The organism is Mesorhizobium xinjiangense (assembly GCF_009749525.1).
GTDB lineage: Bacteria > Pseudomonadota > Alphaproteobacteria > Rhizobiales > Rhizobiaceae > Mangrovimarina > Mangrovimarina xinjiangensis.
In genome coordinates, this window is sequence record NZ_WOAC01000044.1 from 1 (window position 1) to 14840 (window position 14840).

11 protein-coding genes and 1 tRNA gene are annotated in these 14840 nt (G+C 64.1%); 6 read left to right on the forward strand and 6 right to left on the reverse strand.

Annotation, left to right across the window (positions count from 1 at the left end):
- Positions 1-352: 352 nt before the first annotated feature.
- The 3 genes from GM909_RS25295 to GM909_RS25305 all read right to left on the reverse strand — a co-directional run bounded on the left by GM909_RS25295 (position 353) and on the right by GM909_RS25305 (position 6723).
- Positions 353-2071 carry an ABC transporter permease gene (locus GM909_RS25295; protein ID WP_157020303.1) on the reverse strand — a complete coding sequence of 573 codons (1719 nt, stop codon included), beginning with the start codon at positions 2069-2071 and terminating at the stop codon, positions 353-355.
- 102 nt (positions 2072-2173) lie between these two features.
- The gene (locus tag GM909_RS25300) at positions 2174-3229 is read right to left on the reverse strand and encodes a Fe(3+) ABC transporter substrate-binding protein (protein ID WP_157020304.1); all 1056 of its coding nucleotides are present in this window, start codon (positions 3227-3229) and stop codon (positions 2174-2176) included.
- A 230-nt stretch (positions 3230-3459) separates the two neighbouring features.
- On the reverse strand, positions 3460-6723 hold the full coding sequence (locus GM909_RS25305) for a histidine kinase dimerization/phospho-acceptor domain-containing protein (protein WP_157020305.1): 3264 nt from the start codon (positions 6721-6723) through the stop codon (positions 3460-3462).
- Positions 6724-6987: 264 nt separating this feature from the next.
- Here GM909_RS25305 and GM909_RS25310 point away from each other — a divergent pair, with 264 nt between their 5' ends.
- Both GM909_RS25310 and GM909_RS25315 read left to right on the forward strand, forming a co-directional pair.
- Positions 6988-7443, forward strand: a complete 456-nt coding sequence (locus GM909_RS25310; RefSeq protein ID WP_157020306.1) for a phasin — start codon at positions 6988-6990, stop codon at positions 7441-7443.
- A 221-nt stretch (positions 7444-7664) separates the two neighbouring features.
- Positions 7665-7741: transfer RNA gene (locus GM909_RS25315), tRNA-His, on the forward strand.
- A 198-nt stretch (positions 7742-7939) separates the two neighbouring features.
- Here GM909_RS25315 and GM909_RS26440 read toward each other — a convergent pair.
- Positions 7940-8572: an addiction module antidote protein gene (locus GM909_RS26440; RefSeq protein WP_328600484.1), complete on the reverse strand. Its 633-nt coding sequence runs from the start codon at positions 8570-8572 to the stop codon at positions 7940-7942.
- Between the two features lie 277 nt (positions 8573-8849).
- Positions 8850-8990, reverse strand: coding sequence for a DUF1127 domain-containing protein (locus GM909_RS25330; protein ID WP_157020308.1), 141 nt, complete (start codon positions 8988-8990; stop codon positions 8850-8852).
- A 477-nt stretch (positions 8991-9467) separates the two neighbouring features.
- Here GM909_RS25330 and GM909_RS25335 point away from each other — a divergent pair, with 477 nt between their 5' ends.
- The 3 genes from GM909_RS25335 (at position 9468) to GM909_RS25345 (ending at position 12409) form a co-directional block, all read left to right on the forward strand.
- Positions 9468-10466: a TRAP transporter substrate-binding protein gene (locus GM909_RS25335; protein ID WP_157020309.1), complete on the forward strand. Its 999-nt coding sequence runs from the start codon at positions 9468-9470 to the stop codon at positions 10464-10466.
- Positions 10467-10589: 123 nt separating this feature from the next.
- Positions 10590-11135 (forward strand): TRAP transporter small permease, encoded by a 546-nt coding sequence (locus tag GM909_RS25340; RefSeq protein WP_198174416.1) that lies wholly within the window; start codon positions 10590-10592, stop codon positions 11133-11135.
- Positions 11126-12409 carry a TRAP transporter large permease gene (locus tag GM909_RS25345; RefSeq protein WP_157020310.1) on the forward strand — a complete coding sequence of 428 codons (1284 nt, stop codon included), beginning with the start codon at positions 11126-11128 and terminating at the stop codon, positions 12407-12409. The genes GM909_RS25340 and GM909_RS25345 overlap by 10 nt, the downstream gene beginning before the upstream one ends.
- Before the next feature lie 50 nt (positions 12410-12459).
- On the opposite strand, the gene xseA is transcribed toward GM909_RS25345, so the two are convergent.
- Positions 12460-14022, reverse strand: coding sequence for an exodeoxyribonuclease VII large subunit (xseA, locus tag GM909_RS25350; protein WP_157020311.1), 1563 nt, complete (start codon positions 14020-14022; stop codon positions 12460-12462).
- Positions 14023-14100: 78 nt separating this feature from the next.
- On the opposite strand from xseA, the gene GM909_RS25355 reads away from it, so the two are divergent.
- Positions 14101-14508, forward strand: a complete 408-nt coding sequence (locus tag GM909_RS25355) for a lysozyme inhibitor LprI family protein (protein WP_157020312.1) — start codon at positions 14101-14103, stop codon at positions 14506-14508.
- The last annotated feature ends 332 nt before the right edge of the window (positions 14509-14840 follow it).

The following is a 14840-nucleotide window of genomic DNA, read 5'->3' on the forward strand; positions in this document are numbered from 1 at the left end:
ATATTGATCGGAATCCCGGCCGGCTTCATGTCGGAATGGTGGCCGGCTTCAAATCGGAATACCCGGCCGGTTTGAATCGGAATCCGCAAGGCCTGTCTGCGACGTCCCGCCCGACATGATTAACAACCGGTGAATGCGAAATTTACCTAACAGTGAGAAGTGGTACACATCGGTAAACTTGTCATGAACCGGGTAAGGTTTTGTTAAGGCGCGCGGCCGATAGTCGTGCGTAACTTGAGAGTTCATCTCGCGCACTTCGCGGCCGGGTCATTCGCTCAAGTCCTCGTTTTGACAGCAAATTCATTCAAGCGCCCGGTTCTCGGGCGCTTTTTTTTGCGTCGCGCGGCACGCCTCAGATCTGGGTCGCCTCGGCGTCGCGCATCAGGGCGCGCGACAACAAGACCACCGGCACAAGCGCGGTCAGGATGATCAAGAGCGCGGCGACGGCGCCGTCCTCGATCACGCCGCGCGAGGCGTTTTCATAGACATAGGTCGCCAGCGTGTTGAAGCCGAAGGGCCGCAACAGGATGGTTGCCGACAGTTCCTTGACGGTGTCGACGAAGACCAGCACCGCTGCGGTCAGGATGGCCGGGCGCAGAAGCGGAAGCAGCACCTCGCGGGCGCTGCCGGCCGGTGTGCGGCCGAGGCTGCGCGCCGCCTGGTCGAGATGCGGCGGCAGCTTCTCGAGCCCGGAACGGATGGCGCCTTCGGCCAGGGCGATGAAGCGGACCGAGCAGGCGATCACGACGGCCGCCGCGCTGCCGCTCAACAACAGGCCGGTGCCGGTGCCGAACCAGCGCTGCGCCGCGCCGTCGACAAAGTTGTCGAAGCCGGTCAGGACGAAGAGCAGCCCCAGCCCCAATATGGTTCCCGGAAGCGCGTAGCCCGTCGAGGCAAGCCGCACGACCGCCGCGACGGCAGTCGCCCGCGAGAGCCTGGTCGCGTTGAGCAGGACGAGGGCGGCAAGCACGGTGAGGACGGCCGTGCAGCCCGCCGTGGCCAGACTTGTCAGGAAGGCGTCGAGAATGGCCGGTTCGAGCAGCTGGTCGAGACGCCGGCTGACATATCCGCCGAAGATGTAGAAGGGGACGCCGAAGCCCGACAGGACAGGCGTCAGAACGGCAATGGTCGCCAGCCAGGCGCGCCAGCCGGCGAGTGCGACACGCGGCGGTCGCGCCTTCATATGGGTCGACCGGGCGCCGTGGAAGCGCTGTTTGCGCCGCGCCCATTGCTCGAGGAAGATCAACCCCAGCACCAGCGCCAGCATGGTGGTGGCGATCTGGGCGGCACCTTCCAGGCTGCCGCGATTGAGCCAGGTCGAATAGACCGAGAAGGTCAATGTGCGCACGCCGAGATATTCGACGGCACCGATGTCGTTGATCGTTTCCATCAGCACCAGCGAGACGCCGGCGACGATGGCCGGGCGCGCGACGGGCAGCAATATGCGCAGGAAGACCTTGAGCGGGCGGGCACCCAGCGTGCGCGCCACGTCGGCGATGTTGCGGCCCTGCATGAGAAAGACGACGCGCGCCGTCAGGTAGACATAGGGATAAAGCACCGAGGACAGGACGATGGCTGCGCCGCCGGTCGAGCGGATGTCGGGGAACCAGTAGTCGCGGCCGGTCTCGAAGCCGAACAGGGCGCGCAGCGCGGTCTGCGGCGGTCCGGTGAAGTCGAAGAATTCGACGAAGGCATAGGCCGCGAGATAGGGCGGAACGGCGAGCGGCAGGACCAGCGCCCAGGCAAGCAGGCGGCGCAGCGGGAAGTCATAGGCCACGACCAGCCAGGCACCGACGACGCCGATGGAGGCGGTCAGGGCGGCCACCATGACGAGCAGCGTCAGTGTCGTCACGCTCGACCGCGGCAGGACGTTTTCGGCCAGATGCGGCCAGTCGGCGCCGCTGCCCGACAGCGCGATGAGGATCAGTGCCGCGATCGGAAGAACGACGACCAACGCAATTGCCGCCGCGGCCGCGAGCGCGCCGCCATGGCGCTCGCGTTTGGTTCGCGGCGCCGTCGCGCGCGCCGGCACCGGCAATCCGTGCTCAGCGGCGTCGTGCGTCTTCAGCATCGCGAAGCGTCCTGCCGGGTCATGTCGCCACCTGAGGCATCACAATGCAGGCGGGCCGGATCGCAGATCCGGCCCGCTGCGCCATGCCTGGTTTGCCCGGATTCAGCTGGCCGGGCCATCGTCGAGACCGACACGGTCGACCATCTCGGAAGCGGCCTTGCGGTGGCTGGCGATCTCGGCCAGCGGCAGCGTGTCGGCGTTCAACTCACCGAAGGACTTGACGATGTCGGAAGCCTCGACGCCGTCCTTCACCGGATATTCGAAGACCTCGGCGGCATAGACGTGCTGAGCCTCGTCGCTGGCCAGGAACTCCATCAGCTTGACCGCATTGTCCTTGTTGGGCGCGTGCTTGGCGAGCGCCATGCCGGAAATGTTGACATGGGTGCCGGCATCGTCGATCGACGGGAAGATGACCTTGACGGAGCCGGCCCAATCCTTCTGCTCGGGCTCCTTCTCGTTAGTCATCATCAGCCCGACATAATAGGTGTTGCCGAGGGCCAGGTCGCACTCACCCGAATAGATGGCCTTGGCGCCGGCACGGTCGTTGCCGCTCGGCTTGCGCGCCAGATTGGTCTTGAAGCCCTTCATCCATTCCTCGGTCTTTTCCTCGCCCCAATGGGCAATGAGGGCGGAGAAGAGGGCCAGATTGTAGTCGTGCTGGCCGCTACGGATGCAGATCTTGCCTTCCCATTTCGGATCGGCCAGGTCGGCATAGGACATCTCGTCTTCCGATACCCGGTCCTTGGAGGCGTAGACGACGCGGCCGCGCCGCGTGACGCCGAACCAGTGGCCTTCGGGATCGCGGTATTCGGCGGGCAGGGCGGCGTTGATATCGGCGTCGTCGAGCGGCTGCGTCACGCCCTTTTCCTTCGCCCTGGTCAGGCGTGAAATGTCGACGGTCAGAATGACGTCGGCCGGAGAGTTCTCGCCTTCCGCCGCGATTCGCTCCTCAAGTCCCTTGTCGAGGAAGAGCACCTCGGTCTCGATGCCCGTCTTTTCGGTGAAGGCGTCGAGCACCGGCTTGATGAGATCCGGCTGCCGGTAGGAATAGACGTTCACGGTGCCCTCGGCGAGGGCGGGCGCGGCAAAGCCCACGCATGACGAAATGGTAAGGGCGGCGAGGCCGACCCGCAGATTGAGTGCGGTCAGGCGTGTCATGATCGTCTCCTTGGCTTGCGGGCTCGGGCCCAGTTGATTGTTCGTGTGCTCACGGCCGGAGCATCTCCCCATAGCGGATTTTGGATTGAGCGCCAACGGAAAGTCAAATCAAATCAATACTTTAGAATAATTCTAAACAATTTCGATCAAGATTTGGAATGATTCTAAACTGCAACGGTCAGGAAATGACGACCGGCTGCTCACGGCCGGCAACTACCCCTGATCGGCGTTCACTCGGCGAGGACACGCGTGGAGGGAAAGGTGATCTCGACCAGTGTGCCATCACCCGGCGTCGAGTGAATCGCGAAGCGTGCCCGGTTGGCTTCGACCATCGCCTTGGTCAGAGGCAGGCCGAGCCCGGTTCCGTCCATGCGGCTGCGCTTGAGCGTGTTGACCTGCTTGAAGGGCTTGAGCGCCTGCTCGATCTCGACGGCCGACATGCCGATGCCGGTATCGCGCACGCGCATGACGATTTCGCCGCTCGCCTCATAGGCCGTCGACACGATCACCTGGCCGCCGGGTTGGGTGAAGCGGATGGCGTTCGACAGCAGGTTGAGTGCGATCTGGCGCACGCTGCGCAAGTCGGCGACCACATCCGGAAGCCGCGAGGCGAAGCTGGAACGGATGATGACACGTTCGCGATTGGCCTGCGGCTGCATCATCGCCACCGTTTCGGCCAGCGCCTCGTTGAGCGACACCGCCTCGTAGGTCATCTCCTGCCCGCCGGCCTCGATCTTGGAGATGTCGAGCAGGTCGTTGACCAGATCGAGGACGTGATTGCCGGACCGGTTGATGTCGCGCAGATAGTCGCGGTAGCGGCCATTGCCGATCGGGCCGAACTTCTCGTCGATCATCAGCTCCGAAAAGCCGATGATGGCGTTGAGCGGGGTGCGGATCTCGTGGCTGATGCGGGCAAGGAAGTCGGACTTTTGCGACGAAGCGCGTTCGGCCAGGGTGCGCGCCTGAGTCAGTTCCTCCTCGGCGCGTTTCCACTGCGTGATGTCGCGCATGACGGCGCAAAAGCCGCGCCCGGCCGGCAGCCGGCCGATGGTCATGAAGAGCGGGATGAAACGGCCCTGCGCCTCGCGGCCGATCACCTCGCGCCCGTCATTGAGCACGCTCGCCACGCCGTTCTCGGCAAGCCCGTGCAGATAGTCGCGCGCGCCGCGCTGGCTTTCCACCGCGAACAGCGCGGTAAAGGGCTTGCCGACGATCTCGGCATTGTCGAGGCCGAAGAGCGCGGCGGCCGAACCGTTGATGGAGCGGATGGTGCCGTCCTCGGCAATCAGGACGACGCCATCGGTGGCCGTGTCGAGGATGGTGCGCATCTCCTCGACCTCGGCGCGCAGCGTCTCTTCGGCCGGCTGTGCCGCCGCAGGCGGGGCAGAGGCTTCACCTTGCGGGCCGGCATCCTGCTGCACAAGCGCCAGGAGCAGGGCCTTGCCGTCCTCCCAGGGGATCGATTGCAAATGCGCGCTGACCGGAAATTCCGCGCCCGCGCGGCTGCGCAGCATCAGGCCTTCCTGCGGCGCGCCCGGCGCGTCTTCGGTCGAATAGGGAGCGACGAACAATGCGTCCAGGCCGCCGGCGGCGCGCAGATCGTCAAGCGATTCATAGCCCGTCAGCCGCCAGAACGCCTCGTTGGCGAAGTGCAGGACGTCGCCGCGATGAACCAGCAGCGGCAAAGGCAGGCCGGACACGAATGCGCGATCGACCGCGGCCTGTCGCGCCATTTCGCCGGCAAAGGCCGAAGGCAGCAGCACCGGGTCCGGCCAGCGATCGGCGGGCTCCGGCTCGGCCATGATCGGCGGGGGCGCCTCGGCGTCATCGGTCGACGGTACCTGTTCGGCGCTGTCGTCGTCCTGTTCGCCTGGAACTGCCTCGTGCGGCGCGGTCGACGCAGCCGCTTCGTCCTCGGCCGGATGGTCAGTGGAAGGCGGTCCTGGTTGAATTTCGTCCGACGGTTCGGATTGGTCGCTCACAGGCTCATTGTCCTGTGTGGCGTCGCGCCGGTCCGTGGCCGTTTTCAGCTGTTGGCCGATTTCGCGAAATGCGTTGCGCTCGGCCTCCGACAGGCCGTCATGGCGTTCGGCCGGCCGGTGTTCGGCCAGGTGAACGACCTTTTCCGCTTCGCTATCGGCTTCACCGGCCGGTGGATGCGGATCGATGGGCGCCTCCGCTTCTTCCTCGTCGGCGTCGTCGACGGCCGGCGTCTGGCCAGCGTCGTGATCGTCGACAAGATCGCCGAAACGGGCGATGCCGAAACCGCGGAAGCCTTCGAAGGCGCGCTCGCGCGAATAGGTGGGCAGTGCCGCAAGGTCGACCGGAACCCGCTTGCCCGTGCCGGCCACCGGCCACAGGACGGTGCGGCCCGACCAGGTGTCGCGCCTTTCCAAAAGGTCGGCGATGTCGTCGCCCGCATCCAGACCGAGCAGGCGGACGACTTCGCGAAACGGGCGGCCGGTCAGATCCAGCGCCAGCCCGTTGACGGCCGCCGCGAATTCATTGGAAATCTGGCTGAAGCAGCCTTCGGCGTCGGTGCGCCAGACGAAGCGAAGCGGCCCGGGCGGCAAGGCGCGCGCGGGCTCGTGCGTGGCGTCTGCAGGCGGCTCGGCCGCATCGTTCACTTCACCGTCCGGCAGATCGGAGGCTGCCCGTTCCGGCGAGGCGTCCAATGTGTCTTGAACATCGCGCTCCGGTGACGCCGGCATGTCGCCGGCTCCTGCCGTCGCCTCGCTCGCGGCAACCGTATGGTCTTCGGGCGGTGTGGCGAGCGGCACCAGAAAGGGCTGATCTCCGGCCGCGTCATCCGAATCGGCCGGAAGAGGGTCCACGGCATCGACTGCGATCAGGAGGCAGCTCAACGGATCGTCGCAAATCCTTGCAATGCCGGCGGGAATGCGTCTTGCGGAAGCAGGAAGGTGGCGCTTGACCAGGCGGCCCGGTGCCCCTTTCGCTTCGGCGACCATCGCACCGACCGCGTCCTCGGAAATGCCGAGCTCCTCGAAACCGGGCGTCACCGCAAGCATGCCGTCGGCGCCGATCAGCGCGGCGAAATAGCCGGCATTGGAAATGCCGCTGATGGCGTGGGTTGCGGCGTCATGCGCATTGCTCGGCCCGCCGCCCTCGCTGCGCGGATTGGCCAGCAGGATCGCGCGTTCGCCGTCGGGCAGGCTCAGCGTGCTGGCGAAGAACGGGATGGGTCTGCTGGAAAGGCCGCGCGAAAAGCGGACGATCAGCGGCCGGTCGCTGCCGATCTCGGGAAAGCCGGCAGTTGCCGCGATCTGCCGGCAGGCGGTCGGGCTGAAGGGCGGCGGCGCGCCCATGACGGCTTCGATATCGGCGAAGCCGATGAGGGCGGCGCCGGGACCGTTGGCCCAGATCACCTCGGCGAGATCGGCCGACAGGATGATCAGCGCATCGCCGGCGGCAAAGCGTTGGCGCACCTCGTCCAGTACGGCGATGTCGATGAAGGAGTATTCGCTGGACGCCATTCCCGCTGATCCGCATGAACCGTTTTTCGCCGCCGCGCAGCTTAATGGATCGTTAAGTTATTAGAAGACGCTGCTGCCGCCGTCCATGAACGCGACCGCATATCGGCCTTCATACTGGCAGATTGGTTAATTGCGCGCCACCGTCGCCTGCTGCGATGCAATATCCATGTTGCGTCGCACAATGGATTTGCCTATACTGTGAGCATTACTCCGACTGCATTGTCATTCCAGCCGCGCCACTGTGCCCTGAAGAGGAAGATGATCATGTCCAAGGCTCCCGATAAGACCAGCGAAACCGTCGAGTTCCCGGCGTTCGATCCATCCAAGACGACCGATCAGCTGCGCTCCTTTGCCGAAAAGGGCATCGAGCAGACCAGGGAAGGCTATGAGAAGATGAAGTCCGGCGCCGAGGAGGCGCAGAAGACGATGGAGACGACCTTCGAGGTGGCCAAGAGTGCCGGCAACGATATTTCGCTGAAACTCATCGCCGCCATGCGGGCCAATGCCGAGGCGGGCTTTTCGCACCTGGAGGCGCTTCTCGGGGCCAAGTCGATTTCGCAAGTGCTGGAACTGCAGACGGCCTTTGCGCGCAAGGGCGTGGAAATGGCGGTCGAGCAGGCCAAGGACATCCAGACCGTATCCACCAAGGCCGCCGAGGACGTCGCCAAGCCTGTCAGGACTGCGTTCGAAAAGTCGATGAAGGATCTGAAGGCGGCCTGACGCAGTTTCCGTCGCGGTCGCATCGACATGGCCGGCCGGCCCGCATGTGGCCGGCCTTTTGCGATGTGTGTTCGCGATGCAGGGAGGCCGCGCGAAGCGGCATTTCGGCAGGCGCATTGGGCGGCGGCGACTGGCCGCTCCACTGGTGAAAAATTGGTTCCGGGACCTTGCATTCGGGCCGCTTTGCCCTTATTCCACTCTCGCTTCTCGGCAAGCCCCGGGCGGTTGTAGCTCAGTTGGTTAGAGCACCAGATTGTGGATCTGGGGGTCGGTGGTTCGAGCCCACCCAACCGTACCATTCATCGTCCCGTTCATCATATTGCTTTTGTTGATTGAATTGCCCCTGGCACGAGGGCGATATTGCCCGTCATGCAATGCACCCGAAACCGGTCGCGCATTGTCCTCTCCCGACGGAATGGCGGTCATTCTTTCCCACCCGCGCAGACCCTCGATCCGTGCCGACATTCGAAGCGGCACGGCCGGCGATAGCATCACGTCAGGCGCTCGGCCCCGATTCCGCCATATTGTCGTTCGGGACGGTCGGCGAAACGGAAAGCCTGACACCCAGCGCGCGCGCAACGCCGAGAAGCGTTGAGAGCTTCGGGTCGCCCTTCTCGCCGAGAGCCTTGTACAGCCCTTCGCGCGTGATGCCCGCGGACCTGGCAACGTCCGTCATGCCGATGGCGCGGGCCACGTCATTGAGGGCATGCGTGATGAAGGCCGCTTCGCCTTCCCCGAACGCAGCTTCAAGGTAGGCGGCCCGGTCCTCCGGGGTCTTCAGATGATCCTGAATGTCGAACTTGGTCGTATTGAGCGCCATGTCAGAGTTCCTTGGCCATCTGCCTGGCCTTGGCAATGTCGCGAACCTGTGCCGACTTGTCGCCGCCGCACTCAGCACAACAACGGCATTGCCGTCCTGGACGAAATACACCCGGTAGCCCGGGCCGTAGGGAATGCGCATCTCGCTCACGCCTTCGCCGACTGCCTTCACGTCGCCGGCGTTGCCGAGTTCAAGGCGTCGGATGCGTGTGGCGATGCGCAGCCGCGCATCGCGGTCACGAAGCCTGTTGAGCCATTTGGAAAAGACAGCGGTTTGGCGGACTTCGACCACATGTGAACTATGGTTCACATGGCGGCGAAGATCAATAGAAATGTGAATTCTGGTTCACGCCGTTGCTCTACTGTCATCGCTTCGCATGTCGCGCCGGGCATGCAAAAAGCCCGCCGGAGGGAGGAGCCGGCGGGCTTTGCAGGAATGGCCGGTTGCTGGAGGAGGGGAACCCCGGCCATCGGCCGGCAAGATCGGGAGGAGGAGAAATCTTGCCGGTGTTCGTATTCTTGCGCGCTATCGATATGATGGAACATGTACCTTTCGCTCAAACGATTCCGTTTGAGCGGGACATGTTCTAGCGCTGCTTGCGGACGACGTAGGGAATGTCGCCGCGGGTGATGCCGATGTCGTCCAGCTCGCGGTTGGACAGACGACCGAGTTCGGTCACGGCCTGGCGGTAACGACGCCAGTTGCGGAAATTGCTGATCAGGTTCATGGCTCGCTCCGAAGAATTAATCTCGCTGACGACGCCTAAATAGTGATTTGCCGGATGCCGAGAATAGATGCTTTTGCATAGCGCCAATGCATTTCCTGCATGCATGTGGTTAAAAAATGTGCACTTCATTGTGCAGTGCAAAAATGCCCATGAAAAGCGCAGAAAATCGGTGATTCCGGCGCTGCTGGCGTCGAAATTCGCGCCGTCGGGGCCGCTTCAGCAACGATATGCCAAACGGGCGGGACAGGTGTGCAGATTTCGCATGCCCATTCACGCCAGACGAAGTCACTGCGCGGCGATCTGGTGCGCATGGCCCGGGCAGAGTTTTCGGCGCGCGTCAGGCTCCCACGCAACCGGTTGCCGCACCGCGTCGCAACCCTGTGGCAGAATCGGCGACGGTGATGGCGCTGTCTTGACATCCACATGACTGGACGGCACTGCTTGCGCCGACCGAAATTCAGGGAGGGTAATGATCCAATGCAATTGACCAGACGTGCCGTCACCGGAGCGATGATTGCCCTGGCCGGAGCCTTGAGCTGGAGCGGCCCGGCGCTGGCCCAGCAGGAAGTCAAGATCGGCTATGCGCTCGCGGCAGCGCCCGATTCCCACTATGGCGTCGCGGCGACGAAGTGGCAGGAAGTGGTCGAGGCCGAAACGGACGGCCGCTACACTTTCCGCCATTTTCCGTCTTCCGGGCTCGGCGGCGAGCGCGAGGTGATCGAAGGCGTGCAACTCGGCACGGTCGAGGCGACCATCGTTTCGTCGGGCACGCTGAGCAACTTCGTGCCGGAAGCCGGTGTGTTCGATATTCCCTTCCTGTTTCGCGACCTCTCGCACGCGCGCACCGTTCTGGATGGGCCGATCGGCCAGGACATTTTGAAAAGGTTCGACGATGCCGGCATGGTGGCGCTCGCCTGGGGCGAGCAGGGCTTCCGCCACATCACCAATAACCGCAATGCCATCGAGACGCCCAAGGACGTCGCAGGTCTGAAGTTGCGCACGATGGAAAACCCGACGCATATCCTGGCCTTCGAAGCGCTGGGTGCCGCGCCGACGCCGATGGCCTGGCCGGAAGTGATCAGCGCGCTGCAGCAGGGAACGATCGACGGGCAGGAAAACCCGCTCTCGGTGATCACCTCGGCGAAGCTTTCCGAGGTGCAGGACTATCTGACCCTGTCGGGCCATGTTTACTCGCCGGCCATGCTGATCGTCTCCAAGCAGCTCTGGGAAGGCATGTCGCCGGAAGATCAGGAGGTTTTCCGCAAGGGGGCGAGCGAAGCCGTCGCCGCCATGCGTGACTTCGTCGACAATGTCGAAACATCGGGCGTGGAACAGCTCAAGGGCGATGGCATGGAGATCGGTACGCTCTCCGCCGAGCAGAAAGCAGCATTCCAGAAGAGCCTGGCGGGCGCGTATGAGCAGTATTACGAGACCTATGGCAAGGATCTGATCGACCAGATCATCGCTACGGAATGATCTGCGTACGCGATTGCTGACACAGGCGGGCCGGCGGCCGGAGCAATCCGGCGCGCCGGCCGCGGCTTGGATCGCGTATCCGCTTGTGCTGGGTTTTGCTCCGAAATCGTCAGGGAGGGCCGGGTGAGGACGTTCGAACGCCTGTTCATCGAAGCGAACAAATGGGTGCTGATCCTGATGCTCGGCGCAATGGCGGTCGTTGTCTTCGCCAACGTGTCGCTGCGCTATCTGACGAATTTTTCCATCACCTGGTCGGAGGAGGTCGCCCGCTATCTGATGATCTGGGTGACGTTTCTCGGCGCGGGATTGGCGCTCAGATACGGCAACCATGTCGCGATCGCCAATGTCCAGGAGATGGCGCCCACGCCGATGCAACGCCTTTTGCGCGGCGTCATCGTTTTTCTGCTGCTCGCCTTCTTCGCGATCATGGTGTGGATGGGCTACGACTACATGTCGCGCACACGCTTCCAGCTCACACCGGCGACCCGTATTCCCTTCAGCTATGTCTATGCGGCCATGCCGATCGGTTTTGTTCTCCTGATCGTTCATCTTCTCCTTCTTGCGCGCGGCTATGTTCTCGATAGCCGTTTCGAGACTCTCGATCCCGACACCAGCCAAGCGATGGCGGACACCACGGAAGAAAACGGCGGCGCGGCGTCATGGCGGTAATTCTCTTCACGTCCTTCTTCGTCCTGCTCGTCCTCGGCATGCCGGTGGCCTTCGCGCTGGCCATCGCGGCGTGGATCGCGGTCGCCTTCGGCAGCAGCTACCCGCAGGTCGTCATCGTCAAGGAGATGTTCGCGGGGCTCGACAGTTTCCCGCTGATGGCGGTGCCGTTCTTCATCCTGGCGGCCGAATTGATGACGGGCGGCGCGATGACCCAGGTCCTGTTGCGCTTCGCCTCGCAGTTCGTCGGTCATCTGCGGGGCGGTCTCGGGCATGCAAACGTGCTGTCATCGGCCATGTTTGCCGGCATTTCCGGTTCGGCGCTGGCCGATGCGGCCGGTCCCGGCGCGATGATGATCCGCATGATGGAAAAGGGCGGCTACGACCGGGCCTATGCCGCCGCGCTCACCGCATCGACGGCGGTGGTCGGGCCGATCATTCCGCCCTCCATCATCATGATCCTCTACGCCATGCAGGACGACAACGTATCGGTGGGCGCCCTGTTCATGGCGGGCGTGGTTCCCGGCATCCTGATCGGCATCGCCATGCTGGCGACCAACTGGTACGTCAGCCGCAAGCGCGGCTACAAGGGCACCGATGCACGCCCGCCGGCATCCGAAATGCTGCGCACGACGGTGCAGGCGATCCCGGCGCTGATGCTCATCGTCATCATCATCGGCGGCATCCGCGGCGGCATCTTTACGCCGACGGAGGCCTCGGTCATCGCGGTGTTCTACGCGCTGTTGTGCGGCTTCTTCATCTATCGTTCGCTGCGCATTGCAGACCTGCCGGCGATCGTCTTGCGTGCGGCGATCTTCAGCGTCGCCGTGCTCTTGATCCTTGCGGCGGCACGGGCTTTTGCATGGGTCGTCATCATCGAAGGCATCCCGCAATCGATCGCCGAAGCCATTGTCGGCCTCAACCTCAGTCCGATCGTCTTCCTGCTCGCGGTCAACCTGCTCCTGATCGTGTTCGGGTTGTTCATGGATCCTCTGCCGGGAGTCCTCATTCTGGTGCCGATCCTGAGCCCGATCGCCCATACCCTCGGAATCGACCCGGTCCACTTCGCCATCGTCGTGATCGTCAATCTGACGCTGGGGCTCGTCACGCCGCCGGTCGGGGCGCTGCTGTTCGTGGTATCGTCAGTGGTCAAGATCAAGCCAGTGGATATCGTGCGCGAAATGCCGCCATTCCTGATCGCGCATCTGGCAATCCTGCTGATCCTGACCTTCATACCGGCAATCTCGACCTGGCTGCCGTCGATCAGCAATTTTTGAGCCGCAGCAATTCCCGCAGAGTGGGAACCGGTTCTGCGTCCGGAATTGCTCTAAAACAGCGAGCCCTGCTTGCCCGGCTCGGGCTGCTTTTGCGGCCGGCTGCGCGGTTTCTCCTTGCCGCCGCCGTCGCCGGCAATGACCGCGCCGGCGCGTCCGTCGGCGAATTCCAGCGATACCGCGTCGCCGGCCGAAAGGGCCGCGGCCCGCTTGACCGGCGCGCCCGAGGCGTCGTGGACGAGCGCGAAGCCGCGTTCGAGCACCGAATGGTAGGAGAGCGTATCGAGCAGGCGGACGGACTGGGCGAGGCGGTCGCCAAGGCGTTCGAGCCGGATCGTCGTCGCCCGGTCGCCGCGACGGGAGGCATTGGCAAGCCGGTCGCCGGCGTTGGTGAGCCGGCGCTGCAGCGGCTCGATCGACAGGCCCGCCGTGACGCGGTCAAGGCGGTGGCGGCGCTCGCGCCTGAGCGCGGCATGGGCGTTGGGCAGGCGCTCGGACAATCTGGAGACGTCGCGGCGGGCCATGTCGATGCGCCGGGCGATGCTGGCCGGCGTCAGCCGCAAGCCGCCGAGGCGCAGCCGCTTGCCTTCCAGATTGGCGATAAGGCCGCGTCCGAGCCGGCTCGCCGCCTCGTCGAAGCGCCGCCTGGGCAGCGCCAGAAGCTGGTCGGCCGAAGGTAGGGCGCGGGCCGCGGCGCGCAGGGCCTGGCGCTTGCGGTCGCCGGAGCGGCTGACGGCGCCGCCGAGCCGGGCGGCGAGATTGGCCAGGCCGGCTTCAAGCTCGGCCTTGACCGGCACGGCGATCTCGGCCGCGCCCGTCGGCGTCGGCGCGCGCACATCGGCTGCAAGGTCGATCAGCGTCCAGTCGGTCTCGTGGCCGACGGCGGATATGACGGGAATCGACGAGGCGGCCACGGCGCGCACCACGGCCTCGTCGTTGAAGCCCCAGAGGTCTTCGAGGCTGCCGCCGCCGCGCGCCACGACGAGAACGTCCGGCCTTGGCACCGGGCCGTCGGCGGCAAATGCGTTGAAGCCGGCGACGGCGGCGGCGACCTCCTCGCCCGCCGTCTCGCCCTGCACGCGCACCGGCCAGACCACGACATGCAGCGGAAAGCGGTCGGATATGCGGTGGATGATGTCGCGGATCACCGCCCCGGTCGGCGAGGTGACGACGCCGATGACGCGCGGCATATAGGGAAGGCGGCGCTTGCGCGCCTGTTCGAACAGGCCTTCTGCGGCCAGCCGCCGCTTGCGTTCCTCCAGAAGGGCCATCAGCGCGCCGGCGCCGGCCGGCTCGATCGTGTCGATGACGATCTGGTATTTGGACGAGCCGGGATAGGTGGTGAGCTTTCCCGACGCGATCACCTCCATGCCTTCTTCGGGGCGCACCTTGAGCCGCGAGAAGGTGCCGCGCCAGATTACCGCTTCGAGCCGCGCGCGGTCGTCCTTCAGGGCGAAATAGGCATGGCCGGACGAATGCGGCCCGCGATAGCCGGAAATCTCGCCGCGCACGCGGACATTGCCATAGGTGTCCTCGACGGTGCGCTTGAGCGCCACCGAAATTTCGGACACGGTAAACTCGGCGGCGTTGGTGGGAGAATCGGAACGCTGTGACATGGTGCGATCAAGAACTCTGCACGCATCGAGGTCAAGAAGGGGCGGCACCCTGGCGAGAGGATTGGAAAGCTTATGCGGATGACGGTCAAAACGCGCAATGTTTCGAGGGGCGCCGGCTTGCTGGCGCTGATGCTGGTTGCCGGACCGGCTGCCGGCGATGCCATCTATGATGGGTGCATCGACAAGTCGGACGGAACCAACGCCGCCTGGGCGCAATGCGGCGGCGACTGGCTGAAACGCGAGGACAAGAAGCTGAACGCGACCTGGAAGACGACTTTTGCCGCGACCGACGGCCAGACCAAGAAGGATATTCTCGCCGAGCAGCGCCTGTGGATCGCCTACAAGGAGAGCGCGTGCAGCTTCTACGCCAATGGCGACTGGGGGCGGGAGGGCCAGGTGCTCGACTATGCCGCCTGCCGCGCCGGGGTCATCGCGGCGCGGACGAAGGAACTGCAGGCCTATGGCGACTTCTTCCAGGGCAGGTGAAGACGCCCGTCGACATGTGGGAGACATGACGGGGAGAAAAGTCGAAAGTCCAATACTGGCAGCATCCGTTGCGCCGGCTGGACCTTGCCTTGGCCTCCTGTGTTAGTGGAACGAATTTGACATTCGATACCCACTCGATGTCGACCCCGAGATCGAATGTCAAATTCAAAAGTTCCACTAGAATCATAAAGTTGCTAGTGGTTCTTTTGTTTCCAACATTTGCCCTCAGGGCCGATACAAATGGGATGCAAATGTTGGAAACGAACCACTAGGAGCGTGTCTGAGTAGTCACTGGTCAAGCGGGTGCGAGTCTGATTCCTTGCTGGGTTATG